The 26,823-nt window shown below is 67.9% G+C and carries 22 protein-coding genes, 1 tRNA gene and 1 other RNA gene; 16 read left to right on the forward strand and 8 right to left on the reverse strand.

Annotated features, from left to right (window positions below):
- Positions 1-3: 3 nt before the first annotated feature.
- From ASG69_RS18810 to tgt, 6 genes are all read left to right on the forward strand, one after another.
- Positions 4-585, forward strand: a complete 582-nt coding sequence (locus ASG69_RS18810) for an antibiotic biosynthesis monooxygenase (protein WP_027506614.1) — start codon at positions 4-6, stop codon at positions 583-585.
- 93 nt (positions 586-678) lie between these two features.
- Positions 679-1,317, forward strand: a complete 639-nt coding sequence (locus tag ASG69_RS18815; RefSeq protein WP_051613574.1) for a TetR/AcrR family transcriptional regulator — start codon at positions 679-681, stop codon at positions 1,315-1,317.
- Positions 1,318-1,372: 55 nt separating this feature from the next.
- Complete coding sequence (locus ASG69_RS18820) at positions 1,373-3,703, forward strand: MMPL family transporter (RefSeq protein WP_056443232.1); 2,331 nt, start codon at positions 1,373-1,375, stop codon at positions 3,701-3,703.
- A 66-nt stretch (positions 3,704-3,769) separates the two neighbouring features.
- The gene (locus ASG69_RS18825; RefSeq protein ID WP_056444236.1) at positions 3,770-5,503 is read left to right on the forward strand and encodes an ABC transporter ATP-binding protein; all 1,734 of its coding nucleotides are present in this window, start codon (positions 3,770-3,772) and stop codon (positions 5,501-5,503) included.
- Positions 5,500-7,434, forward strand: a complete 1,935-nt coding sequence (locus tag ASG69_RS18830; protein ID WP_056443234.1) for an ABC transporter ATP-binding protein — start codon at positions 5,500-5,502, stop codon at positions 7,432-7,434. Before ASG69_RS18825 ends, ASG69_RS18830 begins: the two co-directional genes overlap by 4 nt.
- Entirely contained in the window at positions 7,431-8,648 is a 1,218-nt protein-coding gene (tgt, locus tag ASG69_RS18835) for a tRNA guanosine(34) transglycosylase Tgt (protein ID WP_056443237.1), read from the forward strand. The genes ASG69_RS18830 and tgt overlap by 4 nt, the downstream gene beginning before the upstream one ends.
- 88 nt (positions 8,649-8,736) lie before the next feature.
- Here tgt and ASG69_RS18840 read toward each other — a convergent pair whose 3' ends face one another.
- The 4 genes from ASG69_RS18840 to ASG69_RS22605 all read right to left on the reverse strand — a co-directional run bounded on the left by ASG69_RS18840 (position 8,737) and on the right by ASG69_RS22605 (position 12,220).
- Positions 8,737-9,480: a queuosine precursor transporter gene (locus ASG69_RS18840; protein WP_027506618.1), complete on the reverse strand. Its 744-nt coding sequence runs from the start codon at positions 9,478-9,480 to the stop codon at positions 8,737-8,739.
- 78 nt (positions 9,481-9,558) lie between these two features.
- Positions 9,559-10,275 (reverse strand): RDD family protein, encoded by a 717-nt coding sequence (locus ASG69_RS23350; protein WP_027506619.1) that lies wholly within the window; start codon positions 10,273-10,275, stop codon positions 9,559-9,561.
- A 104-nt stretch (positions 10,276-10,379) separates the two neighbouring features.
- On the reverse strand, positions 10,380-11,270 hold the full coding sequence (gluQRS, locus tag ASG69_RS22600) for a tRNA glutamyl-Q(34) synthetase GluQRS (RefSeq protein ID WP_056443240.1): 891 nt from the start codon (positions 11,268-11,270) through the stop codon (positions 10,380-10,382).
- Positions 11,267-12,220, reverse strand: coding sequence for a LysR family transcriptional regulator (locus ASG69_RS22605; protein ID WP_056443243.1), 954 nt, complete (start codon positions 12,218-12,220; stop codon positions 11,267-11,269). Before ASG69_RS22605 ends, gluQRS begins: the two co-directional genes overlap by 4 nt.
- A 128-nt stretch (positions 12,221-12,348) precedes the next feature.
- Between ASG69_RS22605 and ASG69_RS18860 the strand changes: the two genes are divergently transcribed.
- Positions 12,349-13,734: an MFS transporter gene (locus ASG69_RS18860; protein ID WP_027506622.1), complete on the forward strand. Its 1,386-nt coding sequence runs from the start codon at positions 12,349-12,351 to the stop codon at positions 13,732-13,734.
- 60 nt (positions 13,735-13,794) lie between these two features.
- On the opposite strand, the gene ASG69_RS18865 is transcribed toward ASG69_RS18860, so the two are convergent.
- On the reverse strand, positions 13,795-14,697 hold the full coding sequence (locus ASG69_RS18865) for an alpha/beta fold hydrolase (RefSeq protein WP_027506623.1): 903 nt from the start codon (positions 14,695-14,697) through the stop codon (positions 13,795-13,797).
- 140 nt (positions 14,698-14,837) lie between these two features.
- Positions 14,838-15,377 carry a hypothetical protein gene (locus ASG69_RS18870; protein ID WP_056443246.1) on the reverse strand — a complete coding sequence of 180 codons (540 nt, stop codon included), beginning with the start codon at positions 15,375-15,377 and terminating at the stop codon, positions 14,838-14,840.
- Between the two features lie 33 nt (positions 15,378-15,410).
- On the opposite strand from ASG69_RS18870, the gene ASG69_RS18875 reads away from it, so the two are divergent.
- Both ASG69_RS18875 and ASG69_RS23295 read left to right on the forward strand, forming a co-directional pair.
- Positions 15,411-16,319 (forward strand): DUF2797 domain-containing protein, encoded by a 909-nt coding sequence (locus tag ASG69_RS18875; RefSeq protein WP_235579010.1) that lies wholly within the window; start codon positions 15,411-15,413, stop codon positions 16,317-16,319.
- A 50-nt stretch (positions 16,320-16,369) separates the two neighbouring features.
- A complete protein-coding gene (locus tag ASG69_RS23295; RefSeq protein ID WP_268788599.1) occupies positions 16,370-16,504 on the forward strand; it encodes a hypothetical protein in 135 nt (44 codons plus the stop codon).
- A gap of 43 nt (positions 16,505-16,547) precedes the next feature.
- On the opposite strand, the gene ASG69_RS18880 is transcribed toward ASG69_RS23295, so the two are convergent.
- Positions 16,548-16,632: transfer RNA gene (locus tag ASG69_RS18880), tRNA-Ser, on the reverse strand.
- Positions 16,633-16,714: 82 nt separating this feature from the next.
- On the opposite strand from ASG69_RS18880, the gene ffs reads away from it, so the two are divergent.
- The 7 genes from ffs (at position 16,715) to ASG69_RS18910 (ending at position 25,583) form a co-directional block, all read left to right on the forward strand.
- Positions 16,715-16,809: signal recognition particle sRNA small type (gene ffs, locus ASG69_RS22295), an RNA gene on the forward strand.
- Positions 16,810-16,850: 41 nt separating this feature from the next.
- A complete protein-coding gene (locus tag ASG69_RS18885; RefSeq protein WP_056443249.1) occupies positions 16,851-18,137 on the forward strand; it encodes an aminotransferase class I/II-fold pyridoxal phosphate-dependent enzyme in 1,287 nt (428 codons plus the stop codon).
- A 133-nt stretch (positions 18,138-18,270) separates the two neighbouring features.
- Positions 18,271-19,176, forward strand: a complete 906-nt coding sequence (locus ASG69_RS18890) for a type IV toxin-antitoxin system AbiEi family antitoxin domain-containing protein (protein WP_056443254.1) — start codon at positions 18,271-18,273, stop codon at positions 19,174-19,176.
- A gap of 12 nt (positions 19,177-19,188) precedes the next feature.
- The gene (locus tag ASG69_RS18895) at positions 19,189-19,773 is read left to right on the forward strand and encodes an HhH-GPD-type base excision DNA repair protein (protein WP_056443257.1); all 585 of its coding nucleotides are present in this window, start codon (positions 19,189-19,191) and stop codon (positions 19,771-19,773) included.
- A 46-nt stretch (positions 19,774-19,819) separates the two neighbouring features.
- Positions 19,820-22,036: a DNA polymerase III subunit gamma and tau gene (locus ASG69_RS18900; protein WP_056443260.1), complete on the forward strand. Its 2,217-nt coding sequence runs from the start codon at positions 19,820-19,822 to the stop codon at positions 22,034-22,036.
- A 176-nt stretch (positions 22,037-22,212) separates the two neighbouring features.
- Positions 22,213-23,424 carry an acetyl-CoA C-acetyltransferase gene (locus ASG69_RS18905; RefSeq protein WP_027506628.1) on the forward strand — a complete coding sequence of 404 codons (1,212 nt, stop codon included), beginning with the start codon at positions 22,213-22,215 and terminating at the stop codon, positions 23,422-23,424.
- An 8-nt stretch (positions 23,425-23,432) separates the two neighbouring features.
- A complete protein-coding gene (locus ASG69_RS18910; protein ID WP_027506629.1) occupies positions 23,433-25,583 on the forward strand; it encodes a 3-hydroxyacyl-CoA dehydrogenase NAD-binding domain-containing protein in 2,151 nt (716 codons plus the stop codon).
- A gap of 50 nt (positions 25,584-25,633) precedes the next feature.
- Here the strand turns inward: ASG69_RS18910 and ASG69_RS18915 are convergent, their stop codons facing one another.
- Positions 25,634-26,773 carry a lipase family protein gene (locus ASG69_RS18915; protein WP_056444242.1) on the reverse strand — a complete coding sequence of 380 codons (1,140 nt, stop codon included), beginning with the start codon at positions 26,771-26,773 and terminating at the stop codon, positions 25,634-25,636.
- Positions 26,774-26,823: the final 50 nt, after the last annotated feature.

The raw sequence follows: 26,823 nt of genomic DNA on the forward strand, positions 1-26,823 counted from the left end.
GACATGACTGAACCCCGGGACGACCGGTCCACGTCCACGAGTACCGCGGTCACGACCTCGGTGGCGCGGCGCATCACGCCCGGCCGTGAGCAGGACTTCGTGGCCTGGACCGATGCCGGAATCAGTGTGCTGCGCACGTTCGACGGGTTCCTGGGCGGCGGGTGGCTGCGCTCCTCGACCGATCCGTACGAGTACTACGTGCTCTACCGATTCGATTCGGACGCTCATCTGCAGGAGTGGCTCTCGTCGCCCTTCCGGCGTGCCTGGGTCGCGCGTGGTGTGGGTGTGGCGGACGACCATGTGACGCATCGCCTCACCGGGGTCGAAGGGTGGTTCGAGCCACAGTCGACGCTCACCGACGCGGTCCGCGTCGTGGGCGCTCCGCCGCCTCGGTGGAAGCAGGCCATCGTCATCTGGTCGGCGTTCTTCCCCCTGTCTCTTCTGCTCAACACCCTTGTCTCCGAGTACCTCTCGCTGGGTCTTGTACTCCGGACCCTGCTCGTCACCCTCGTGAGCACACCCCTCATGGTGTACGTCCTGCTGCCGTTCATCACCGCCCGTGTGAAGCGCTGGCTCACTCCCTGACGGTTCGAAACACCGCGCGAGCGTGGTGAGCGTCACAAAAGTGCACACCACTGCAAACTTGCCGAGCCGTGCAAGTTCCGTACTGTGGGATTCGTGAGTTCCGGACTACGCGACCGCAAGAAGGCGGAGACCCGTGCAGCGCTCAGTGCTGCCGCGATCCGTCTCGGGCGGCAACAGGGTTTCGACACCGTGACCGCCGAGGCGATCGCCCGCGATGCGGGGGTGTCGACGCGCACGTTCCACAACTACTTCTCCAGCAAGGAAGAAGCGGCGCTGTACTACCTCGAGCAGGCAGCGTTCGAGTGGGTGGACCTGATCGAACACCGTCCGCAGGACGAGGACTTCTGGGACACGGTGCGCGCCATCGTCTTCGAGATCGTCGACGATCCCGAGCGCGAGTTGACCGAGACTGTCGCGGTCGCGCGGTTCGTCGAGGAGTCGCCGGCTCTGCTGGCGAAGAAGCTCGAGTTCGACCGCTCGCTCTCCGCGGCGTTCAAGAAGGCCGTGGCCCGGCGCACCGGGCTCGATCCCGATCGGGACCTGTACCCCTCGTTGGTCCAGGCCGCGGTGGGCGCCACCGTCAGCGCCGCACTCGGATTCTTCGCCGAGGCATCCGAGAAGGGCTCCACCACAGCAGAATCCGCCGGCGAGGTGGTCCGCCTCGCCATGCAACAACTCGAACGGGGCTTCCGAGCGCCGCTCACCGGTTCCACCCCGCTCCCGCCCGACTGATCGCGCGTCCGTCCGTCACCCGCAGCACGACACCCCCCGAACGAGGAGAACTCTCATGGCCACCTTCCTGTATCGCATAGGACGGTTCTCGTACCGTCGGAAAGGCATCGTGCTGCCGATCTGGCTCGCCATCCTGGTGTTGGCCGGTATCGGCGCGGCCACGTTGTCCGGCCCGACGAGCACGTCGTTCTCCATCCCGGGAACCCCCGCCCAGGCTGCGCTGGATCTGCAGAAGGAGCGCTTCGGAGGCGGCGAGGATCCGCTCACGTCGGCGTCCGCGCAGTACGTGTTCCAGGCACCCGCGGGCACCACGCTCGACTCGCCCGAGAACACGGCGGCCATCGACGGCGTCATCGCGAACATTCGCGGCATCGCCGCCGTGAAGGACACGGCCAAGGCCGATCCCGCGGCCGGACCGGTGCCCGAGGGTGCCATGCCGCTCCTCGATCCGATCGCCGGCAACCAGGCGATCGTCGATCAGTACGCGGAGGCCGGTCTCGCGCCGGACGTCGCGGCCGCGAACGCCGCGGCCGTGTCGCCGCTTTCACCGGACAAGACCATCGGCATCCTCGACGTGCCCATCACCGGCACCGTCACCGATGTCACGGCCGAGATCCGCACCGAGCTGACCGACGCCGCCCAGCCCGCCCGTGACGCAGGGCTCACCGTCGAGATCGGTGGCAGCGCCATGCAGGCCGCCGAGCCGCCCGGCGGCACCGCCGAGCTGATCGGCCTGGCCGTCGCCGCCGTCGTCCTCGTCGTCATGTTCGGATCGCTCGTCGCCGCCGGACTGCCGCTCATCACGGCCATCGTCGGCATCGGCGTCACCAGTCTGACCATCACCACCGCGTCGGGCTTCGCCGAGCTCACCCAGTTCACGCCGATTCTCGCCATCATGATCGGCCTGGCCGTCGCCATCGACTACTCGCTGTTCATCGTCGCCCGGTTCCGTAACGAGCTGAGCGAGACGGACGACCGTGAGGAAGCCGCGGCACGCGCCGTGGGAACCGCCGGCAGCGCCGTCGTCTTCGCCGGCACCACGGTGCTCATCGCGCTCGTGGCACTGCGCGTCGTCGGCATCCCGTTCCTGTCCCAGATGGGTCTGGCCGCCGGCTTCGGTGTCTTCGTCGCCGTCCTCGTCGCGCTGACCATGCTGCCCGCCGTCCTCGGACTCTTCGGCGCGAAGGCGTTCGCCGGCAAGATCCGCACCGTCCCGGACCCGGAGCACGACGACAAGCCGACCAACGGCCTGCGGTGGGTGCGCATGGTGATCAAGCGTCCCGCACTGGTCCTCATCGTCGGTGTCGTGATCCTCGGTGTCATCGCCGGTCCCATGACGTCGCTGCGTCTGGCGCTTCCGTCGGTGGCCACCGCTGAACCCGGTACCCCCGCTCGTGAGGCGTACGACCTGGTCGACCAGGGCTTCGGCCCGGGACGCAACGGTCAGCTGCTGATGGTCGTGGACGCGAGCAACGTCCCCGAGGCCGATCGGACGGCGGCCTTCCAGGCCGTCGTCGACAAGGCGGCGGCGGAACCCGACGTGACCAACGCACAGCAGGCCGGGCTCAACCCGGCGGGCGACACCGCCCTGGTGTCGGTGACTCCCAAGAGCTCACCGATCAGCGAGGACACGCAGAACCTGGTGACCGCGCTGCGCGACGCCCGGGGTGGTCTGGAATCCGAGTACGGCGTCACCTACGGCGTCACCGGCCAGACGGCGCTCGAGATCGACGTGTCGGATCGGCTCCAGAAGGCACTGATCCCGTACCTCGCTGTCGTCGTCGGCCTGGCGTTCCTGCTGCTGATGGTCGTCTTCCGATCCATCCTCGTCCCGCTGACCGCGACCCTGGGCTTCCTGCTCAGCGTGCTGGCCACATTCGGTGCGACGGTGTTCATCTTCCAGGAGGGCGGACTGGGCCTGATCTCCAATCCGCAGCCGATCGTCAGCTTCATGCCGATCTTCCTGATCGGTGTGGTGTTCGGTCTGGCGATGGACTACCAGGTGTTCCTGGTGTCCCGCATGCGGGAGGCGTACGTCCACGGGGCGACCGCGAGCGATGCCATCGTCACGGGCTTCAAGTACGGCGCCCGCGTCGTCGCTGCCGCGGCGGTCATCATGATCTCGGTGTTCGCGGCGTTCATGCTGGAACCGGACTCGTTCATCAAGTCCATCGGTTTCGCTCTCGCGGCCGCCGTGTTCTTCGACGCCTTCATCGTCCGCATGATCCTGATCCCCGCGGTCATGGCGCTGCTCGGCGACAAGGCCTGGTACCTGCCGAAGTGGCTGGACAAGATTCTGCCGAACGTGGACATCGAAGGTGAGAAACTCGTCCGCAGGACGGACGAGACCGCACCGGCGACCCAGCAGCCGGCGAACCGGAGCTGAGTCGATGAACTGCACCCACCACGCCTGTCGTCCGACGGGTCCTGTCGAGAAGGAAGGATGCACGACGTGTTGATCTCACTTCTCCGCCGGTATCTGGCGCCGTACCGCGGCGCGCTGACAGGCGTGGTGGTGCTGCAGTTCGTGGCCACCGTGGCCTCGCTGTACCTGCCCAGCCTCAACGCCGACATCATCGACAACGGCGTGACGACCGGCGACACCGGCTACATCCTGTCGACCGGCTCGATCATGCTGGCCGTCTCCGCCGTGCAGATCGCGTGCTCGATCGGCGGCGTCTACTTCGGAGCACGCGCCGCCATGGCGGCCGGCCGCGACATCCGCGGGGCGCTCCTCGACCGCGTCGGCACTTTCTCGGCGCGCGAGGTCGGGACGTTCGGCGCTCCGTCGCTCATCACCCGCAACACGAACGATGTTCAGCAGGTGCAGATGGTGGTTCTGATGGGCTGCACCATCCTGGTGATGGCGCCCATCATGTGCGTCGGCGGCATCGTCATGGCTCTGCGCGAGGACTTCGGCTTGTCGTGGCTCCTCGGTATCGCCGTTCCTGCGCTGGCGCTGAGCATGGGCTTCGTCGTGGTCCGCATGGTTCCGGCGTTCAAGGTCATGCAGAAGCGCATCGACACGGTCAACCGCGTTCTGCGCGAGCAGATCACGGGCATCCGCGTGGTGCGCGCCTTCGTGCGCGAGCCGTACGAGGTGGAGCGTTTCGACGACGCGAACACCGCCCTCACCGCCACCGCACTGCAGGTCGGTCGTCTGATGGCGCTCATGTTCCCGGTGGTCATGCTCATCAGCAACGTCACCAGCGTCGCGGTGATCTGGTTCGGCGGTCACGCCGTCGACGAGGGACGCATGGAGATCGGATCGCTGACGGCCCTGCTGAGCTACATCATGCAGATCCTGATGTCGGTGATCATGGCGTCGTTCATCGCGATGATGATCCCGCGCGCCAGCGTGTGTGCCGAGCGCATCACCGAGGTGCTCGACACGAATTCGTCCGTCGTGCCCTCCGCGAAGCCCGTCGTCTTCGCCTCGGCGCCGTCGACGGTGGAATTCGACAAGGCCGCCTTCGCGTATCCCGCGGCCGATCACCCGGTGCTCTGCGACGTGTCGTTCCGGGCGACGGCCGGAACCACCACGGCCGTGATCGGCAGCACCGGCTCGGGCAAGACGACGCTGATCAACCTGATCCCGCGTCTCATCGACACGACCGACGGAGTGGTGCGCGTGGGCGGAACCGATGTGCGAGAACTCGATCCGGAGGCGCTGCGAGCGGAGATCGGACTGATCCCCCAGCGGCCCTTCCTGTTCTCCGGCACCATCGCCTCCAATCTTCGCTACGGCAAGGAGGACGCCACGGAGGCCGAGATGTGGGACGCACTCGAGGTGGCGCAGGCCGCCGACTTCGTCCGCGAGATGCCCGAGGGTCTCGAGACCCCCGTCGCCCAGGGCGGCACCACCGTCTCCGGTGGGCAGCGTCAGCGACTGGCCATCGCCCGCGCCATCATCCGGCGGCCGAGCATCTACGTCTTCGACGACGCGTTCTCCGCTCTCGACCTGACGACGGACGCGAATCTCCGAGCGGCCCTGCGCCCCATCACACGTGACGCCTGCGTCATCGTCGTCGCGCAGCGGGTGTCCACCATCCGCGACGCGGACAGCATCGTGGTGCTCGACGACGGCAGGATGGTCGGCCTCGGTACGCACGACGAGCTGCTCGAGACGTGTCCCACCTATGCCGAGATCGTCGACTCGCAGCGCACCGCAGCAGGTGTCGCATGACGCGGCCCGGCGGTCCTCCCGGTCCCGGTGCTCCCGGCACCAAGGCGATGAGCTTCGGACCGTCCGTCAGGCGGCTGCTGCGCCGGCTCCTTCCGCAGCGCATGCTGCTCTCGGTGGTACTCGTGTTCGCCGTCGCCAGCGTCGTTCTCACCGTTCTCGCCCCGAACATCCTGGGCCGAGCCACCAACCTCATCTTCGACGGCATCGTCGGCCGTTCGCTCGACCCCTCGCTGACCAAGGAGCAGGTCGTCGACGGTCTCCGCGCCTCGGGTGAGGGCACGCGCGCCGACATGGTGTCGAGCATGGACGTCGTCCCCGGCCGGGGAGTCGACTTCGACGCCGTCGGCAAGGTGCTGGTCCTCGTCCTCATCCTCTACATCGGGTCCGCACTGCTGTCCTGGGTGCAGGGCTACATCCTCAACATCGCGCTGCAACGCGTCATCAAGCGTCTGCGTACCGACGTCGAGAACAAGATCCACCGGTTGCCGTTGCGCTACTTCGACTCCCACAAGCGCGGCGACGTGCTCTCGCGAGTCACCAACGACATCGACAACGTCTCGCAGAGCCTGCAGCAGACACTCAGCCAGCTCGTGGTCTCGGTGCTCACGGTCTTCGGCATCCTGGGCATGATGCTGTGGATCTCGCCGCTGCTCGCACTGGTCGCGATCCTGACGGTGCCGTTGTCGATCGTGGTGACGGCGATGATCGCCAAGCGCTCGCAGCCGCACTTCATCGCGCAGTGGAAGCAGACCGGCGCGCTCAACGCACAGGTCGAGGAGGCCTACACCGGGCACGAGCTGGTCAAGGCCTACGGCCGCCAGCACGAGACGGCGCGGGTGTTCCACGAGAGCAACGAGGAGCTGTACCAGGCGAGCTTCCGGGCACAGTTCATCTCCGGAATCGTCATGCCCGCCATCATGTTCCTGGGCAACCTCAACTACGTCGCCATCGCCGTGGTGGGCGGACTGCGCGTCGCGTCCGGCACGCTGAGCCTGGGCGAGGTGCAGGCCTTCATCCAGTACTCCCGCCAGTTCACACAGCCGCTCACGCAGATCGGCTCGATGGTCAACCTGCTCCAGTCGGGTGTCGCCTCGGCGGAGCGCATCTTCGAGATCCTCGACGCCGAGGAGGAGGGCGCCGATCCGTCGGCACCCGTCACCCCCACCACGCGCAGTGGACGCGTCGAGTTCCGGGACGTGTCGTTCCGCTACGAACCGGAGCGTCCGCTCATCGACGGGCTGTCCTTCGTGGCGGAACCCGGCCAGATGGTTGCGATCGTCGGCCCCACCGGCGCCGGCAAGACGACGCTCGTGAACCTCGTGATGCGGTTCTACGACATCGATTCCGGCTCGATCACGCTCGACGGTGTGGACACGCGTGACATGACGCGGGCGACGCTGCGATCGCGCACCGGCATGGTGCTGCAGGACACCTGGCTGTTCGGCGGCAGCATCCGCGACAACATCGCGTACGGCAACAGTGGCGCCACCGAGGAGTCGATCATGGAGGCGGCGCGGGTGAGTTACGTCGACCGTTTCGTGCACTCGCTGCCCGACGGGTACGACACCGTCATCGACGAGGAGGGCAGCAACGTCAGTGCGGGCGAGAAGCAGTTGATCACCATCGCGCGCGCGTTCCTCGCCGACCCGGCCGTGCTGATCCTCGACGAGGCCACCAGCTCCGTCGACACCCGTACCGAGCTGCTGGTGCAGAAGGCCACCGCGGCCCTGCGCAGCGATCGCACGAGTTTCGTGATCGCGCACCGCCTCTCCACGATCCGCGACGCCGATCTGATCCTGGTGATGGAGAACGGGTCCATCGTGGAGAAGGGCACGCACGACGAGCTCATCGCGGCGCGTGGCGCCTACCACCGTCTCAGTGCGTCCGGCCTGCAGGAGCAGCAGTTGGCGTCTGGTTCGATGGGGGCATGACCGACCTCTTCACAGTCGAGACCCGTATCGAGGACCATCTCGGTCGAACCGGCACCCTGCGGACGCCGCACGGCGACATCGAGACCCCCGCGTTCATCGCCGTCGGCACCAAGGCCACCGTGAAGGCGGTGCTGCCGGAGTCGATGAAAGAGCTGGGCGCACAGGCGGTCCTGGCGAACGCCTACCACCTGTACCTGCAGCCGGGGCCCGACATCGTGGACGAGGCCGGGGGACTCGGCACGTTCATGAACTGGGACGGCCCGACGTTCACCGACAGCGGCGGGTTCCAGGTGATGTCGCTCGGCGTCGGGTTCAAGAAGGTCATCTCGATGGACGCCACTCGGGTGGAGTCTGACGACGTCATCGCCGAGGGCAAGGAGCGCCTCGCGCACGTCGACGACGACGGCGTGACGTTCAAGTCCCACCTCGACGGATCGCGGCACCGCTTCACTCCCGAGGTGTCGATGCAGATCCAGCACCAGCTCGGCGCGGACATCATGTTCGCGTTCGACGAGCTGACCACGTTGATGAACACCCGTGCGTACCAGGAACAGTCGCTGGACCGCACGCAGGCGTGGGCGGTGCGGTGCATCGCCGAGCACGAGCGCCTCACGGCCGAGCGCGCCGACAAGCCGTACCAGGCGCTGTTCGGTGTGGTGCAGGGTGCGCAGTACGAGGACCTTCGTCGGAAGGCGGCACACGATCTCGAGACCATCGTCGGCGAGACCGGGCGCGGATTCGACGGCTACGGCATCGGCGGCGCTCTGGAGAAGCAGAACCTCGGCACCATCGTTCGCTGGGTGAACGAGGAACTGCCCGAACACAAACCGCGCCACATGCTCGGGATCAGCGAGCCGGACGACTTCTTCGTCGCCATCGAGAACGGTGCCGACACGTTCGACTGCGTGAATCCGTCACGCGTGGCCCGGAACGCGGCGATCTACACACCGGACGGGCGCTTCAACATCAACACCGCGCGGTTCCGTCGGGACTTCACGCCGATCGACGAGGAGTGCGACTGCTACACCTGCGCGCACTACACGCGGGCGTACATGCATCACCTGTTCAAGGCCAAGGAGATGCTGGCCTCGACCCTCGCCACCATTCACAACGAGCGGTTCACCGTGCGGCTGGTGGACGACATCCGCGCCTCCATCCGCGACGGGCGGTTCCAGGAGTTCAAGAAGGAGACCCTGGCGCGCTTTTATTCCTGAGCCGCAACTCCCCGCGAGTACGCCCATAGTGTCGTGAAGTCGTGCTCGACAACGACAGTATCGACGTACTCGCGAGGCAGGGGTGGGGTCAGTCCGGGGAGTAGGTCGGCTCGCGCTTCTTGATGTACGCGATGACGGCGTAGGTGATCGGGAGCACGAGCACCTCGACGAGGGTCTTCCACAGGAAGCCGACGATGACGTAGTTCACGAAGTCGGCGCCCGTCGTGATGCCGATGACGCCGGCCGCGATGCTGCAGAAGATCAGGGTGTCGAAGAACTCGCCGACCACCGTCGACCCGATGAGGCGGGCCCACAGGTGCTTCTCCTTGGTGCGTTCCTTGATCTTCACCAGCACGATGGAGTTCAACAGCTGTCCGACGGTGTAACCGGCGAGACCGGCGAGGACCAGGCGCGGCACGACGCCGACGACGGTCTCGAGTGCGGCCTGGTTCTCGTAGAACGACGCGGCGGGGAGTTCGATGGCGATCCAGAAGCAGACCGATGTGAGCAGGAGAGAGCCGAAGCCCAGGTAGATGGCGCGGCGCGTCGCCTTGAGCCCGTACACCTCGCTGAGGACATCGCCGAGGATGTACGCGAGGGGGAAGAGGAAGAACGCGCCGTCGGTGTTGATGGGGAGAATCTGGAAGGGCCCGAGCGAGACGTCGGACGCGGCGAAGAAGGCGACACCCTTGCTGGCGGCCACGTTCGAGATCAGCAGTGTCGCGACGAAGAGCGCGACGATGGCGGGGTAGAAGCCACGGCTGATGTGGGCGAACGAGGCCTGTCCAGACGGAGTGTCGCCGTCGGTGGCGGTGGAGTTGGTTGCAGTCACCGGTCGATCCAAGCACCGAGACGACGACGGGCGCGAATCCCCGAAGGGACCCGCGCCCGATGTCGGTGTGTGCGGAGGCTACTTCTTGACCACCTGGGTGCCACCGGCGAACTGATCGTGCTTGCCCTGCTTGGTGGGGCTCGAGTTGACCGTGACGGCGATGACGATCACGGCGATGAACGCGAGCAGGCTACCGAGGAACGGGATGATGTTGAGCAGCGTGAACGCGTTGCGGATCGCGGACTGCTGCAGCGTCGGCCGCGGCGTGCCGGCGGGACCGTGCACCTGGAGTCCGAGGATCTTCTTGCCGAGAGTCGCGCCCTGGCTGACCTCGAGGCCGACGAAGTACGCGAACGTCAGGACGCCGGAGAAGAGCCCGGTGACGAGGATGTTGTCGGTCGCACCGAAGATCGCGGCGAGGATCAGCGCGACGATGCCGACGATGATCCCGTCGATGATGCGCGCGCCCAGTCGAATGCCGAGCCCACCGGGCTGACCGCCGCCGGGCACTCCACCGAAGTTCGAGCCACCGTAGTTGGTGGTGTTGTCGAACTGCGGGGGCGTCGGGTAGCCACCCTGCTGGGGGTAGCCGCCCTGCTGGGGGTAGCCACCCTGCTGCGGCGGGACGTTGCCCTGCGGCGGCGGGTAGTTGCCCTGCGAGGGCGGGGGGTAACTGCCCTGCGAGGGCGGCGGGTAGGACCCCTGCGACGGGGGCGGGTAGGAACCCTGCTGCGGCGGCGGGTAGCTGCCGGGGTTCTGCGGATCCTTGCTCGGGTCGAAACCGCCTGTGGTCATGATGTCCTTCTCGTACGGGTTGACGTGTCGGAGTCTTCTCGCGGCCACCTTACGTCCGATACGCCCCGACCGGTGTGCGATGTTCCGTTGCAACGGGGTCTCGATCAGTGACCGAGCACGAACCACGGCTCCCTCGGGAGCAGGTCCAGGGACCAGTGCGAGGCCAGGTCGGACAGCGATTCGTGCGTGCGCTCGGACGGAACCCCGATCGACGACGCGATCTCGGCGCGGACGTCGGACACGGTCTGCCCGGCGGCGAGTCGGTCGCGCAGGGTGACGGCGCCGTCCCGCTTGGCGAGGCGCTTGCCCGTCGGTCCGAGAGCGAGCGGGACGTGCACGTACTCCGGGATCTGCACGCCGAGCAGACCGGCGAGGTAGGCCTGACGCGGCGCCGACGCGAGCAGGTCGTCCGCGCGAACCACCTGGTCGACGCTCTGGAACCCGTCGTCGACGACGACGGCGAGGTTGTAGGCGGGAACGCCGTCCGTGCGCTGGAGGACGAGGTCGTCGACCACGCCCGTGAACTCGCCGACGAGGGCGTCGGTCACGGTGAACGACCGCGTGTCCGAACGCAACCGCAGCGCGGCGCGTCGGCCCTCGGCGCGGCGGGACGCGCGTTGCGCCTCGGTGAGGTTCCGGCAGGTTCCGGGGTACGCACCCTCGGGAGCGTGCGGTGCGGACGCGGCCTGCTGGATCTCGCGGCGGGTGCAGAAACACTCGTAGACACGGCCGTCGGCGGCGAGGGAGGCGATGGCCGCGGCATAGGACTCTCGGCGATCCGATTGCCGCAGCACCGGCCCGTCGACGGTGATGCCGACGGCGGCGAGATCGTCGAGCTGACGGTGTTCGGCTCCCGGTCGCACGCGATCGAGGTCCTCGACGCGCAGGACGAATCCGCGTCCGGTTCCGCGGGCGAGGAGCCACGCGAGCACAGCCGTGCGGAGGTTCCCGATGTGGAGGTCGCCGGAGGGGCTCGGTGCGAAGCGGCCGTTCACTCGCCGCGACCCATGAGCTCGTCCCGTCGGGACGCGACCTCCGTCCGCAGCGCGTCGACCACCACCCCGACCTCGGGGCGGCGCAGCGTCTCGCCGCGCACGACCAGCCAGTAGGCCAGGGTGACCGACACCTCCGAGCGCAGGATGCGCACGAGATCGCGGTGCCGGTCGGCCATGAAGCACGGCAGCAGGCCGATACCGGCGCCCGCCCGCGTGGCCTCGACGTGCACGAAGACGTTGGTCGAGCTCACCGAACTCCGCATCACCGGGACGTCCGACGACGGGGGAGCGTCGCCGACGGCGACCGAGCGCGCGAGATCCAGGTCGTCGACGTGGAGCATCGACTCGACGAAGTAGACGAGGGGATGGCCGGCGAGGTCGCGTCGGGTGGTGATGGTGTCGTGGTGCTCGAGGTACTCCGGAGTGGCGTACAGACCGAGGCAGTACTCGCCGAGGTGCACGGCCTCGGCGCGGTGCACCTGAGGCGTGCCGACGACGATCTCGATGTCCATTCCCGACCGTTGTTGCGAGGCGCGTCGCGTCGCGGCGACCAGTTCCAGGGACACCTCGGGGTGCCGTTCCTGCACACTGACGGCGGCCGGCGCCGCGATGTAGGCGCTGAATCCGTCGGTCGCGGAGATGCGGACGACACCGCGCAGCGACGCACCGCCCGGGTTCACCAGGCCGCGCACCACGCTGTCGACCGTCTCGGCCGCGGCGAGTGCGTGTCGGCCCAGGTCGGTGAGTTCCCAGCCGCCCGAGGTGCGGACGAGTACCCGACCACCGAGTGATTTCTCCAGTGAGGCGATGCGGCGAGACACCGTCGTGTGATTGACACCGAGGCTGTCCGCGGCGGCGGTGAAGCGGCCGCTGCGCCCGACGGCGAGGAGGACGAGAAGATCGTCCGCGCTGGGCGGCGTGTGCGCCGAGGAGCGTCCGGACGAGGTCATGTGTGCATCTTTGCAGTTCGGTCGTGCGCGCGCGGCCATTGTGCGGCGCGGTGATCTGCGTCGATACTCGACTCGGCGTGTGCCGTGGATCACTGTCCCGGCACCGGAGACTTAGCAAGGAGAATGTCATGTCGGTTGTCGACAGGGTGGATCGCGACGAGGAACCGTCGGGTCTGCGGAAGGTGGTCGCCGCATCCATGGCGGGCACCGTGGTCGAGTGGTACGAGTTCTTCCTCTACGGCACGGCGGCGACGCTCGTGTTCAGCAAGATCATGTTCGCGGAGGGAACCAGCGAACTCGACGCCATCCTGGCGGCCTTCGTCACGTACGCGGTCGGCTTCGTCGCACGACCGCTCGGTGGCATCGTCTTCGGTCACTTCGGTGACAAGTATGGACGTAAGAAGCTCCTGCAGTTCTCGCTGGTGCTGGTCGGCGCCGCCACCTTCCTCATGGGCTGCCTGCCGACGTTCAACCAGATCGGGTACTGGGCGCCGGCACTTCTGGTGACGCTGCGCTTCATCCAGGGCTTCGCGGTGGGCGGTGAGTGGGGCGGCGCCGTGCTTCTTGTCGCCGAGCACAGCCCCAACAAGAGCCGCGGCTTCTGGGCCAGTTGGCCGCAGGCCGGTGTCCCCGGCGGCAACCTGCTCGCGACGGTCGTCCTGTTGGTGCTCACCACCGTGCTCTCGGAGGACGCGTTCCTCAGCTGGGGCTGGCGTGTCGCGTTCTGGCTGTCCGCCGTCATCGTCTTCGTCGGCTACTACGTCCGCACCAAGGTCACCGACGCACCCATCTTCGTCGAGGCGCAGAAGCAGGCCGAGGTCATCAAGGCCGCGTCGTACGGCGTCTTCGAGGTCGTGAAGCGTTACCCGCGTGGCGTGTTCACCGCGATGGGCCTGCGCTTCGGCGAGAACGTCATGTACTACCTGGTGGTCACCTTCTCCATCACCTACCTCAAGGTCGAGGTGGGAACCGACACCAGCACCATCCTGTGGTGGATGCTCATCGCGCACGCCGTGCACTTCGCGGTGATCCCGTTGGTCGGTCGCCTGGCGGACACCGTCGGACGCCGTCCGGTGTACCTCGTCGGTGCGGTCACCGCCGGCACGTGGGGCTTCTTCGCCTTCCCCATGATGAACAGCGGCCACAACGTCGTCATCATGCTGGCGATCATCATCGGACTGGTGTTCCACGCCTTCATGTACGCCACCCAGCCGGCGATCATGTCCGAGATGTTCCCCACGCGTATGCGGTATTCCGGTGTGTCCCTGGGCTATCAGGTGACGTCGATCGTCGCCGGGTCGCTCGCGCCGATCATCGCGGTGAAGCTGCTGGACGTCTACGGCTCGTCCGTGCCGATCGCCTGGTACCTCGCAGCCTCCGCGCTCATCACGCTGATCGCCGTCGTGGTGGCTCGTGAGACCAAGGGCATCGCGCTCGAGAGCATCGACATCGCCGACGCGAAGAACCTGGCCACCGAGGCCGAGCTCGCGAAGGCCGGTATCCCGACGAAGTAGGCACGCACACAGAATCGCGCCCTCTCCCGCATGACGGGAGAGGGCGCGTTCGTGTGTGTGTCAGGCCTCGGCGACGAGGTGCGGACGCGAGGCACCGGCCTCGCAGTCACGCATGAACTCGGTGAAGATGCGGTCGAAGCGGTCGGGATTGTCGAGATGCGGGAAATGCCCTGCCCTCTCGAAGATCTCGACGCGGCCGTGCGGCAACTCGGCCCGAGCGTTCTCGGTGTGCGAGTTGGGGATGATGCTGTCGCGCGCACCCCAGACCAGCATCGCCTGGATGTTGGGGAAGTTGGCGAAGTGCGGTGTCGCACTGATGGTCTGACCGCGGAAGCTGATGACGGAGCGGGCGGTCGCGAGGAACGCGCGGCGGGTGCCGGCGTCCTGGACCGACCCGAAGCTGCGCCACGCCTCGGAGGAACTGGCGCTCATCAGGGGGAGTCCCAGCTTGTCGAGCCGATCGATCGCGAGATCGGTGAGGCCCCGCACGGTGCGGTTCGCCATCAGCGGGAGAACGAATTCGCTGCCCGGCAGGGTGGCCGCACGCAGGAGGGGGCTCACCTCGGGGCCGAGGCCGCCGCTGGCGATGAGCACCATGCGCTCGACCAACTCGGGGAACAGGTACAGCGTCTGCATTGCGATGCCACCGCCGAGCGAGTGGCCCACGAACGTCGCCGACGTGATGTCCAGGCTGTGCAGCAGGTCGCGCACCGTCGCGGCGTGGGAACTGATGGAGTAGTCCCCGGCGGGCTTGTCCGATTCACCGTGGCCGAACAGGTCCGGCACGATGACGCGGTACCGCTGCGACAGGGTGTCGATCTGCGGTTCCCAGTTGTGATGGGAGCCCAGCAGTCCGTGGATCAGGATGACCGCGGGGCCGTGTCCGATGTCCAGGTACTTCAGTTCGTTGCCGTGCAGACTGAGTGTCTGCATGTCCGGCTGTGCGGTATCGAGTGCCGCCATGGGAGATCCCTCCGTTGTACTACCGCTCCAGTGTGCACGCTGGTGGGCGGCGGGGAGCCGTTCCGCGAGCATGTGATCCCAGACATTCACTGCCCGGCGGCGGTGTCGGTCACAAGAGGTTTCGGTGGCGAACGACGCGATCAGTGCGTCAGATACACCTTCACCGCCACGACGATCGCGGCCAGCGCTGCGGTGGCGATACCGGCCAGGACCAGGCGAAACGACAGTCCGCGGCCGCGCAGACGCTCGGCGACGACCGGGATCGACGCGATACGCAACGTCACCAGACCACCCGCGAGCCCCTGCGCGAGTGCGCCGGGCAGAATATCGAGCCACGCCAGCGCCAGCAGCAACGACGGCGCGACGCCCGAGGAGGCGATCGGCATCGAGTCCCGCAACTCCTCGCGCCAGTCGACGGTGTCGTCGTCGACGGTGCCGGCCGCGACGGCGTCCGCGAAGATGTGGGCGAGGAAGGTGGTGAGCGTGGTGCCGATCACCAACAACGCCGCCGTACCGTTCGCGATGGACGACGGACTGGCGGCGACCACCACGGTCATCACCAGGACGTTTCCGTAGACGTAGGCCGAGAGACGTCGGGTGGCGCGGTGCGGAGGCAGCACGCCGGCCTTGCGCGTCGTCACTCGGCGGTAGAGGGATCCGACGGGTCCGGGTGTGCTCATCCCGGGAATGCTGCCAGGTGGAGAGGAGTCGCGATGGCCCTGGTCGTGCGCGGTGTCGGGTGGCCACGCGGGGAGCCGCTGCTCGGAGTCACCGACACGGACACCGGCGAGGTGACGTCCCGGCCGGTGCTGTCGTCCGCACTGCGATACCGCGCGCTCGACGCGCCGGGTGTGATGTGGTGCATCGGTCGCCGCGCCGAGGACGGCCGTCCTGTGGCCTGCCCGAACGGTGCGCGCGCCACCTCCGGGGTGCACTGCGACGCCTGTGTCGCGGCGGATCCGTACCGGTTCGTCCACATCGTCCACCGGCAGGACTTCCTGTCGAAGGGGCTCGAGAGCGTCGTGATGCAACCGCACTGGCTCTACGTCGCGACCTTCGCCGACGGGACGGACAAGGTGGGAACGGCGGCGGATCCTCGGAAATGGGGACGGCTCACCGAGCAGGGCGCCGTGGTCGGACGCTACGTCGCACGGGCGGTCGACGGACGCGTGGTGCGGCACCTCGAGGACGCGATGACCGACACTGCCGGTCTGCGCCAGGCCGTGCGCGCCGCAGCCAAGGCGGCGGGGTTGACCCGCCCGATCGACCTCGCCCGCCTCGACCGATCGAACGCAGACGCGGCGACACTGGCGCGCGAGGTGCTCGCCGACCTCGGTCCCGACTTCTCCGACGACGACTTCCGTGTCGTCGACGAGCAGTGGGAGCCGCCCGCGGGCCGAGAGGCGGCCTTCACGGGTCGGCGCACGGCCTATCCGCTGGACACTGCCGTCGGTGCGCACGGCCTGACCGTCCAGTGGTGCATCGGTTCCGCCGTCGGCGCGACGGTGGCGGAGGATCCGGATGCCGTCTACGTCGCCGACCTGGCCCGACTGCGGGGCCGCCGCATCGAGTGGGGCGAGTTCGATACCGCGCTGCCCGCCATGCAGGAAGCACTGTTCTGAGTTTGTCCCCGGCCGCCACGTGGCATTCGTGAGCCATGCCGACCTATCGAGTGAGAGACACCAGCGACGACTCCATCCTGGCCACGGCCGAGCACGAGGACGTGTCGACGGCCGAGGCGTGGGCCGCGGTGGTCGTGGAAGGGCTCGACCCGGCTCCGGTGACCTGGGTGCTGGACAGAGAGTGAGAACGAAGAAGACCCCCGTGCAGCGCACGGGGGTCTTTCTCTGCGGAGGATAGGGGATTTGAACCCCTGAGGGCGTTAACCCAACCCGCGTTCCAGGCGAGCGCCATAGGCCACTAGGCGAATCCTCCGTCGGCTACCTTACCGGCGACACCCCCGTTGAGACGAATCGGGTCGGTTCGGTGGTGCGCGGGGGATGTGGCTAGACTCGTCCACGGATCCCGCGCGGCGCGCATCCTGTGAACTCCCCCAGGGCCGGAAGGCAGCAAGGGTCAACGGGCTCTGCCGGGTGCGCGGGGTCCCCTTAACTTCCCGCCACGCGCAGTCGCCTCGAAAGGCCCTCCTCGCCATGACCGGCCAAGCTCAACTCGGACTGATGAACCCCGACGAGCTGGCCGCGGAGCACGAGAAGCGCACCGCCGAGTACGAGGCACTGGTCGCACGCGGACTCTCGCTGGACCTCACCCGCGGCAAGCCGTCACCCGAGCAGCTCGATCTCGCGGCCGGCCTGCTCACCCTGCCCGGTGAGGACTACCGGGACGGCAAGGGCACCGACTGCCGCAACTACGGCGGACTGCAGGGTCTGCCCGAGCTGCGCGCCATCTTCGGTGAGCTACTGAACATCCCGGCCGCGAACCTGATCGCGGGAAACAACGCGAGCCTCGAGATCATGCACGACCTCGTGGTGTGGGGGCTGCTGCACGGCACCGTCGACTCGGTGCGTCCGTGGTCGGCCGAACCCGTCGTCCGCTTCCTGTGCCCGAGCCCCGGTTACGACCGGCACTTCGCCATCACCGAGAGCTACGGCATCGAGATGATCCCGGTGACGATGAACGAGGACGGCCCCGACGTCGCCGAGGTCGAGCGGCTGGTCTCGGGCGATCCGCAGATCAAGGGCATGTGGTGTGTGCCGAACTACGCCAACCCCACGGGTGCGGTGTACTCGGAGGAGGTCACCCGCGCTCTCGCGACGATGCCCACCGCGGCCGCCGACTATCGGCTGTTCTGGGACAACGCCTACGCGGTACATCCGCTGGCAGACGAGTTCCCGCCCGCGTACGACGTGCTGAGCCTGGCAGCGGATGCCGGTCACCCGAACCGTCCGTACGTCTTCGCGTCCACGTCGAAGATCACCTACGCCGGTGCCGGCGTCAGCTTCCTCGGTTCGTCGTCGGCGAACCTCGACTGGTACCTGGGCCACTACGGCAAGAAGAGCATCGGCCCCGACAAGCTCAATCAGCTCCGCCACCTGCGCTTCTTCGGTGATGCCGACGGTGTGCGGTCGCACATGGCCAAGCACCGCGAGATCCTCGCGCCCAAGTTCGCGATGGTCCAGGAAATCCTCGACGACAGGCTCGGTGCCTCGAAGGTCGCATCGTGGACCGAGCCCGACGGTGGCTACTTCGTCAGCCTGGACGTGCTCGACGGCACCGCTGCGCGCACCATCTCCCTGGCGAAGGACGCCGGCATCGCCCTCACCGGCGCTGGCTCCGCCTTCCCGTACAAGCGCGATCCCGACGACCGGAACATCCGCCTCGCCCCCAGCTTCCCGTCCACCGACGAGTTGTCCGCGGCGATGGACGGCGTGGCCACCTGCGTGCTGCTGGCCGCGACGGAGAAGCTGCTCGGGTCGTAGTTCGGTCGGGTTCTCACACCGATTCCGGCAGGTTTCACCGGCTGCAACCCCTGTGAGTTGCGGAAACCGGTGACGGTTCGACGCCTGTGGATGGCCATGAGCAGCATTCCTGGATCTCGGCCACGATCGTCACATGAGCGACGAGGGCGAAGCCGCAGAACTGATCCGGCGCGCGGATCTTCTCGGCCGAGGTGTGTCCGACACCGAGATCCGCAGTGCACGCAGGTCCGGGTCCATAGTGGCCGTGCGGCGGGGGTGTTTCGTCGACAAGCGGCGTTTCACCGACTCCGCGCCGGAGGCTCGACACCTTCTCGCAGCCCGGGCAGCCCTGGCCGCAGGCGGACCGGGTCTCACGCTCAGCCACGAGTCGGCCGCGCTGGCGTGGGGCATGTCGTTGTGGCAGGGGCCGCCACCGCTGGTGCACCTGACGGTCGACAGGCCGACCGGCGGACGTGTCGACGCGGTACGGCACCTTCACACGCATCCACTCGCCGATGTGGACGTGGTGATGCGTGACGGTGCGAGAGTGACCTCCGCGGCGCGGACCGTGGCGGATCTTGCGTGCGCCTTGAGCTTCGAAGCCGCTGTGTGCGTTGGTGATTCGGCGCTGGCATGCACTCCGACATCGATCGACGACATCACCGAGGCCATCCGCGGGTGTGGCCGTCGGCGCGGCGTCGCGGGCGCTCGACGTGCCGCCGCATTCTTGGACGGTCGTAGCGAGAGCGTCGGCGAATCGCGCAGTCGGGTGTACCTCGATCGGCACGGGCTCCCCGCGCCCGAGCTGCAGATCGAGATCGTGATCGACGGGCGCACGTATCGGCCGGACTTCCTGTGGGAGGACCAGCGCGTGCTCGGCGAATTCGACGGACTGGCGAAGTACACACGCAACGGCGAGTCCGCGAACGCAGTCGTGATCCGCGAGAAGTTACGGGAGGACGCTCTGCGTGCCGCCGGGTGGATCGTCGTGCGGTGGACGTGGGCGGACCTCGTCGACGGTCGGCTGGCGCAGCGCATTCGTGCTGCGCTGTCCGCGTGAAAGAATGACGCCATGGCCACGACGCTGCACTTGGTGGGGGATCCCGACGCCGACGCCCTGCTCGCCTCCGACCCGCTCGCGCTGCTGATCGGGATGTTGCTCGATCAGCAGGTACCGATGGAGTCGGCGTTCGCCGGTCCGAAGAAGCTGGTGGATCGCATCGGGTCGCTCGACGTCCGCGCGATCGCCGAGATGCCGGAGGACGACTTCCTCGCGATCTGCTCCACTCCACCCGCGGTGCACCGGTTCCCCGGGTCGATGGGCAAGCGGATCCAGTCGATGTGCTCGTACATCGTCGACGAGTGGGACGGCCGCGCCGACGCCATCTGGACGGACGGCGACCCGGACGGCAGAGAAGTGCTGGAGCGATTGAAGGCGCTGCCCGGGTACGGCGATCAGAAGGCGCGCATCTTCCTGGCTCTGCTGGGCAAGCAGATGGGTGTGGAGCCGGCCGGGTGGCGCGACGCCGCCGGATCGTACGGCGACGACGGCTCCCGACGATCCATCGCCGACGTGGTCGACGCGACCAGTCTGGGCGAGGTGCGCGAGTTCAAGAAGGCGGCCAAGCGGGCCGCCAAGGAGAGCGCAGGATCGTAGGTTCCCGCCGACCGTTCTGTCGGTCGACGTCGGTACTCTCTCTCGCGTGGCCCTGTACCGGAAGTACCGTCCAGCGACGTTCGCGGAAGTGGTCGGGCAGGAGCATGTCACCGAGCCTCTGTCCGTCGCACTGGACTCGAAGCGCATCAATCACGCCTACCTCTTCTCCGGCCCTCGCGGGTGTGGCAAGACGTCGTCCGCACGCATCCTGGCGCGGTCGCTCAACTGCGTCCAGGGTCCGACGTCGACGCCGTGCGGAGTGTGCGGCTCGTGTGTCGCGCTCGCTCCCGGTGGCCCGGGCAACCTCGACGTCATCGAGCTCGACGCGGCCAGCCACGGCGGCGTGGACGACACCCGTGAGCTGCGTGACCGCGCGTTCTACGCGCCTGCGGAATCGCGCTACCGCGTCTTCATCGTGGACGAGGCCCACATGGTCACGACGGCGGGCTTCAATGCGCTGCTCAAGATCGTGGAGGAGCCGCCCGAGCACCTGATCTTCGTGTTCGCGACCACGGAGCCGGAGAAGGTGCTGCCGACCATCCGCAGCCGCACCCATCACTACCCCTTCCGGTTGCTGCCTCCGCTCGCCATGCGCGGCCTGATGGAGCGCATCTGTGCGGAGGAGAAGGTCACCGTGCAGGATGCGGTGTACCCGTTGGTCATTCGTGCCGGTGGTGGCTCCCCGCGCGACACCCTCAGCGTGCTGGACCAGCTGCTCGCCGGTGCAGGCGACGAGGGTGTGCAGTACACCCGCGCACTCACTCTGCTCGGCGTCACCGACGTCGCGCTGATCGACGAGGCCGTCGACGCACTGGCCGCCCGGGACGGTGCCGCTCTGTTCGGCACCGTCGAGAAGGTCATGGACGCGGGCCACGATCCCCGCCGGTTCGCGGTGGACCTGCTCGATCGACTCCGCGACCTCATCCTCATGCGCGCGGTCCCCGATGCGGGGGAGCGCGGACTCGTCGACGCCCCCGCCGACATGCTCGATCGGATGCGCGACGAGGCGGAGCGCATCGGCCCGGCCACGCTGGCCCGATTCGCGGAGACGGTGCACGCCGGACTCGGTGAGATGCGCGGCGCCACAGCTCCCCGGCTGTTGCTGGAGGTCATGTGTGCGCGGATGCTGCTGCCGGCGGCGTCCGATGCGGAAAGTGCTGTGCTGCAACGGTTGGAGCGCCTCGAACGGCGCCTCGACGTGACCCTGCCCGCAGGCGAGGCCGCTGCGGTCGAGGCCGAACATCAGCACGACCGCCTCGAGGCGGCGGCGCAGCAGCAGACGTACCGCCGTCCGTCCGAGCGGGCGGCCGAGCCGGCCCCCGCTCCCGCGCCCGTCGTCGACGCCCCCGCAGCCAGAGTCGCTGCACCGGAACCGGTCACACCCAGACCTGCGCGCCCCGAACCGGCCGCAGCGCAGCCGGCCACCCCTGAGCCCGAGCCGACCCCCGAAACCGAGCCGACCTCTGAACCCGAGCCGACCCCGGAGCCCACTCCCGTAGCCGTGGAAACCCCGGCCGCCGAATCGACGACACCCGAGCCCGCCGAGTCGGCACTCGAGCAGACAGAGACGGCAGCAGAGACAGCACCCGAGCCCGCCGTGCCGAGTCCCGCCGCGGCGGAGGGTCCGGATGCCGCGGACGTGCGCGCCGTCTGGTCCGAGGTGCGGACGAAGGTGCGCGAGCGCAGCCGCACCGTCGAGGTGATGCTCTCGGGCGCCACCGTGAAGTCCGTCGGGGACGGGGCGATCGTGTTGGCTCACGACTCGGTACCGCTGGCCAAGAGGCTGGTCGAGCCCCGCAACGCCGAGGTCATCAAGGACGCGCTGCGTGACGTCTTCGGCGTCGAGTGGACCGTGGTCTGCGAGGCGGGCGACGGCACCGCCCGGTCGGCGGCACCGGCGCCGGCATCCGCCCCGGCCGAGCGCCCGGCGTCCACCGGCCCTCGGTTCTCGCGCCCGAGCAGGTCGGCGCCCACCCCGGAGCCGGCACGGCCGGCGCAGTCCGGCAGCGCCCCGGCGCGGTCGACGCCCTCGCGCCCGTCCGACGACGACATCCCCCCGCCGCCCGAGGAGCCCGACTATCCGGACGACCCGGGTCCCTCGCCGTACGACGGTCCACCTCCCCCGGAGAGCCCGGAGGAGCAGGAAGAGCTCATGAAGCAGGCGAAGGAGCCGGTCGATCCGTCGACGCGTCGCGATCCGGACGAGGTCGCGCTCGAGCTGCTGCAGTCCGAGCTGGGTGCCACCCCGCTGAAAGACGTCTGACCTGCTGCTGACGGTGTGAAACACCGGCAGGAGTGTCACAGTGCGCGCTCGTTTCGGTCCTTTCGGCAGCGCGGCTCCATGCCTAGGGTGAATGGCGTCGAGGTCTGTCCTCGTGGGCGCCGGTGTCACCAGTGCACCGTGCTGCCCGAGTCTCACGTCGGAAGGAACTGTGTTCAGTGACCACAGAGGCATACATCTACGAAGCCATCAGAACACCGCGAGGTAAGGGCAAGAACGGGTCGCTGCACTCGGTCAAGCCGATCTCGCTGGTCACCGGGTTGATCGACGAGCTCCGCCGTCGTTTCCCCGACATGGACGAGGATCGCATCTCCGATCTGATCCTGGGCGTCGTCTCGCCCGTGGGAGATCAGGGTGCCGACATCGCCCGTACCGCGGTGCTCGCCGCGAAGATGCCCGACACGGTCGGCGGCTTCCAGCTCAACCGTTTCTGCGCGTCCGGCCTCGAAGCCGTCAACCTCGCCGCGCAGAAGGTGCGGTCGGGCTGGGACGAGCTCGTCATCGCCGGTGGCGTGGAGTCGATGTCCCGCGTTCCCATGGGATCGGACGGCGGCGCGTGGGCCATGGACCCGCAGACCAACTACGACACCTACTTCGCCCCCCAGGGCATCGGCGCCGACCTCATCGCGACGATCGAGGGCTTCACCCGTGAAGACGTCGACGCGTACGCCGCGCAGTCCCAGGAGCGCGCTGCAGCCGCATGGTCGGGTGGCTACTTCACCAAGTCCGTCGTGCCGGTCACGGACCAGAACGGTCTGCTGATCCTCGACAGTGACGAGCACATGCGCCCCGGCACCACCGTCGAGTCGCTCGGCAAGCTCAAGCCGGCCTTCGAGGGCATCGCCGCGATGGGCGGGTTCGACGACGTCGCGCTGCAGAAGTACCACTGGATCGAGAAGATCGATCACGTCCACACCGGCGGTAACTCGTCGGGCATCGTCGACGGTGCGGCCCTGGTCGTCGTCGGCAGCGAGGACGCCGGCAAGTCGATGGGCATGACGCCGCGCGCTCGCGTCGTCGCGACCGCCACCAGCGGCGCCGACACCACCATCATGCTGACCGGGCCGACGCCCGCGTCGAAGAAGGTGCTGGCCGCGGCCGGCCTGACGGTCGACGACATCGACCTGTTCGAGCTGAACGAGGCATTCGCCTCCGTGGTCCTGCGCTTCCAGCGCGACCTGAAGATCCCGGGCGAGAAGCTCAACGTCAACGGTGGCGCCATCGCGATGGGCCACCCCCTCGGTGCCACGGGCGCCATGATCACCGGCACCGTGCTCGACGAGCTCGAGCGTCGGAACGGCCGCTACGCACTGATCACCCTGTGCATCGGCGGCGGCATGGGCGTGGCCACCATCATCGAGCGAGTCTGAGGAACAGCATGAGTGACAACATGATTCAGTGGGACCAGGATGCCGACGGCATCGTCACCCTGACGATGGACGACCCGAACCAGGGCGCCAACACGATGAACGAGCTCTACAAGACCTCGATGGGCGCCACGGTCGACCGCCTCGAGGCCGAGAAGGACTCCATCACCGGTGTCGTCGTCACCTCGGCGAAGAAGACCTTCTTCGCCGGTGGCGATCTCAAGAACATGATCAAGGCCGGCCCCGCCGACGCCCAGCAGATCTTCGACGAGGTGCAGACGGTCAAGTCGCAGCTGCGTCGGCTCGAGACGCTCGGCAAGCCTGTCGTGTCCGCGATCAACGGCGCCGCACTCGGTGGCGGCCTGGAGATCACGCTGGCGACGCACCACCGCATCGTCGCGGACGTTCCCGGTGTCCAGCTCGGCTTGCCCGAGGTGTCGCTGGGCCTGCTGCCCGGCGGCGGCGGCGTCACCCGCATCACCCGCATGATGGGTATCCAGAACGGCTTCATGTCGGTGCTGTCCCAGGGCACGCGATTCCGCCCGGCCAAGGCGCTCGAGCTCGGTCTGGTGCATGAGGTCGTCGGCAGCGTCGAGGAACTCGTTCCCGCTGCGAAGGCATGGATCAAGGCCAACCCCGAGGGCGGCGTCGCCCCGTGGGACGTCAAGGGCTACAAGATCCCCGGCGGCACGCCTTCCAATCCCAAGCTCGCGCAGATCCTTCCGGCGTTCCCGTCGAACCTGCGCAAGCAGATCAAGGGCGCGCCGATGCCGGCACCGCTCGCGATCCTGTCCGCCGCGGTGGAGGGTGCGCAGGTCGACTTCGACAACGCGTCCACCATCGAGTCGCGCTACTTCACGTCGCTCGTCACCGGCCAGGTGTCGAAGAACATGATCCAGGCATTCTTCTTCGACCTGCAGGCGATCAATGCCGGCAAGTCCCGCCCGGACGGCTACGAGAAGACGCAGTTCACCAAGGTCGCCGTGCTCGGCGCCGGCATGATGGGCGCGGGCATCGCCTACGTCTGTGCCAAGGCCGGAATCGACGTGGTGCTCAAGGACGTCGAGCAGGCGTCCGCGGACAAGGGCAAGGCGTACTCCGAGGCCATCGAGGCCAAGGCGCTCTCACGCGGCAAGACCACGCAGGAGAAGTCGGACGCGCTGCTGGCGCGTATCCACCCGACGGCCGATCCGAAGGACGTCGAGGGTGCAGACCTCGTCATCGAGGCGGTCTTCGAGTCGCAGGACCTCAAGCACAAGGTCTTCCAGGAGATCGAGGACCTCGTCGCTCCCGATTCGCTGCTCGGCTCGAACACCTCGACGCTTCCCATCACCGGTCTCGCGACGGGTGTGAAGCGCCAGGAAGACTTCATCGGTATTCACTTCTTCTCGCCCGTCGACAAGATGCCGCTGGTCGAGATCATCCGCGGTGACAAGACCTCGGATGCCGCTCTGGCCAAGGCATTCGACCTCGTACAGGCCATCAAGAAGACTCCGATCGTCGTCAACGACAGCCGTGGCTTCTTCACCTCCCGCGTGATCGGCACCTTCATCAACGAGGCCATCGCCATGCTGGGCGAGGGCGTCGAGCCCGCGACCATCGAGCAGGCCGGTCTGCAGGCGGGCTACCCGGCGCCGCCGTTGCAGCTCTCCGACGAGCTGACGCTGACGCTGATGCAGAAGATCCGCAAGGAGACCTACGACGCGATCGTCGCAGCCGGCGGAACTCCTCCCGAGGATGCCGCGGGCGCGGTCATCGACAAGATGGTCGACGAGTTCGAGCGTCCGTCGAAGGCCAAGGGTGCCGGCTTCTACGAGTACGTCGACGGCAAGCGCACCGGCCTCTGGTCGGGTCTGCGTGACGCCTTCAAGTCGGGTACCTCGGAGTCGTCGTTCGAGGACCTCAAGGAGCGCATGCTCTTCATCGAGGCGATCGAGACGCAGAAGTGCTTCGACGAGGGCGTGCTGAACACGACGGCCGACGCCAACATCGGCTCGATCTTCGGTATCGGCTTCCCGGCGTGGACCGGTGGCGTGCACCAGTACGTCGTCGGCTACGAGGCCGCGGACGGCTCGATCGGCAAGGAGGCGTTCGTCGCCCGTGCCGAGGAGCTGGCCAAGCAGTACGGCGAGCGGTTCACTCCGCCTGCGTCTCTGCGCTAGTCACGAGTACACGACAGCCCCGCACCTCCTGGTGTGGGGCTGTCGTCGTCTCAGCTCAGGACGCGCGCGGCGAAGTCGAGTGATGCGGGCATGGAGGCCATCAGGGTGCCGATGTGATCGGGCGTCGGAAAGGTGACCAGCTGGAAGTCCGTACCGGCAGCGGTCATCCGGGCCGTGTGGACGAACGTGAGCGGAGCCGGAACTGTCTGATCGGAGAGGCTCTGAGTCACGAGGAGCGGCCGGTCGTAGCCACTGACGGGGACGGCCTGCATCTGCTCGAGCACGGGGGCCAGCGGCGTCAACGGGCGCGTGAGAAGCTCCCCGAACTGGGCCGGGTGCGCCGACCGATAATCGCGGAATTCGTTGCCGCACAGCGTGGTCGCAGCGTCGAGATACTCGACGCCCTTCGGCGTCAGGTACTGCCGGACGTCGAGTTCCGGACGCTGGTCCGCCAGTCCGGCGAGGGTGTAGAAGACGTAGCCGAGAAAGCCGCTGGGGACGACCGGCGGGAGAATCGGACCGACCAGCGGGAGCACGGTGTCGAGCCCCGTCGGGCCGGCCACGGACACGGCGCCGCGGAAGTCGAGGTCCGGTGCGCGGGTGGATGCCGCTGCGGCGGTGAAGAAGGACGTGTTGCCGCCCTGGGACAGGCCGGTGGTGATCCATTCCGGCGAGAGCCGATCGCCGAGCATCGTGTGTGCTGCGCGGACGATGTCGATCGCGTTGGCACCGGCGGCGGGTCCGTCCAGATAGGCGTGCACACCCGGAGTCCCCATGCCCGCATAGTCGGTGGCCACCACGGCGTGTCCGGCGGCCAGCCACGCCTCGATCGCCGGACGCTCGTACTGCGCGGTGCCCGTCGCCGACGGTGCACACGAGTCGGCGACACCGGTGGTGCCGTGGGCGTAGGACACGACCGGCCATCCGTCGGCGGGAGCATCGCCTGTCGGCACGAACACCGTGCCCGTCGACTCCCCGGCCTGCTCGGCCGTCCGCAGCGTGGAGTAGCGCACCACATAGCTCTCCGCGGCGCCGGCGGGTGCCAGCGCGGGATCGAGCGCGGTGCTGGAGAGCACCGTGCCCGCGGCCGTCTCGGCGGACGCGGGAGCGGGGACGAGAAGGACGGACGACGCGAGTGCGACGCACGCGACGAGGACCGGTGGACAGAATCGTCGGGGAAGAGAAGTCACGGACAGCAGTCCATCATGTCGAGCGGCGTCCGTGGTGTGTCCCGTCGCGA

Origin of the sequence: Rhodococcus sp. Leaf225 (assembly GCF_001426145.1) — a bacterium.
GTDB lineage: Bacteria > Actinomycetota > Actinomycetes > Mycobacteriales > Mycobacteriaceae > Rhodococcoides.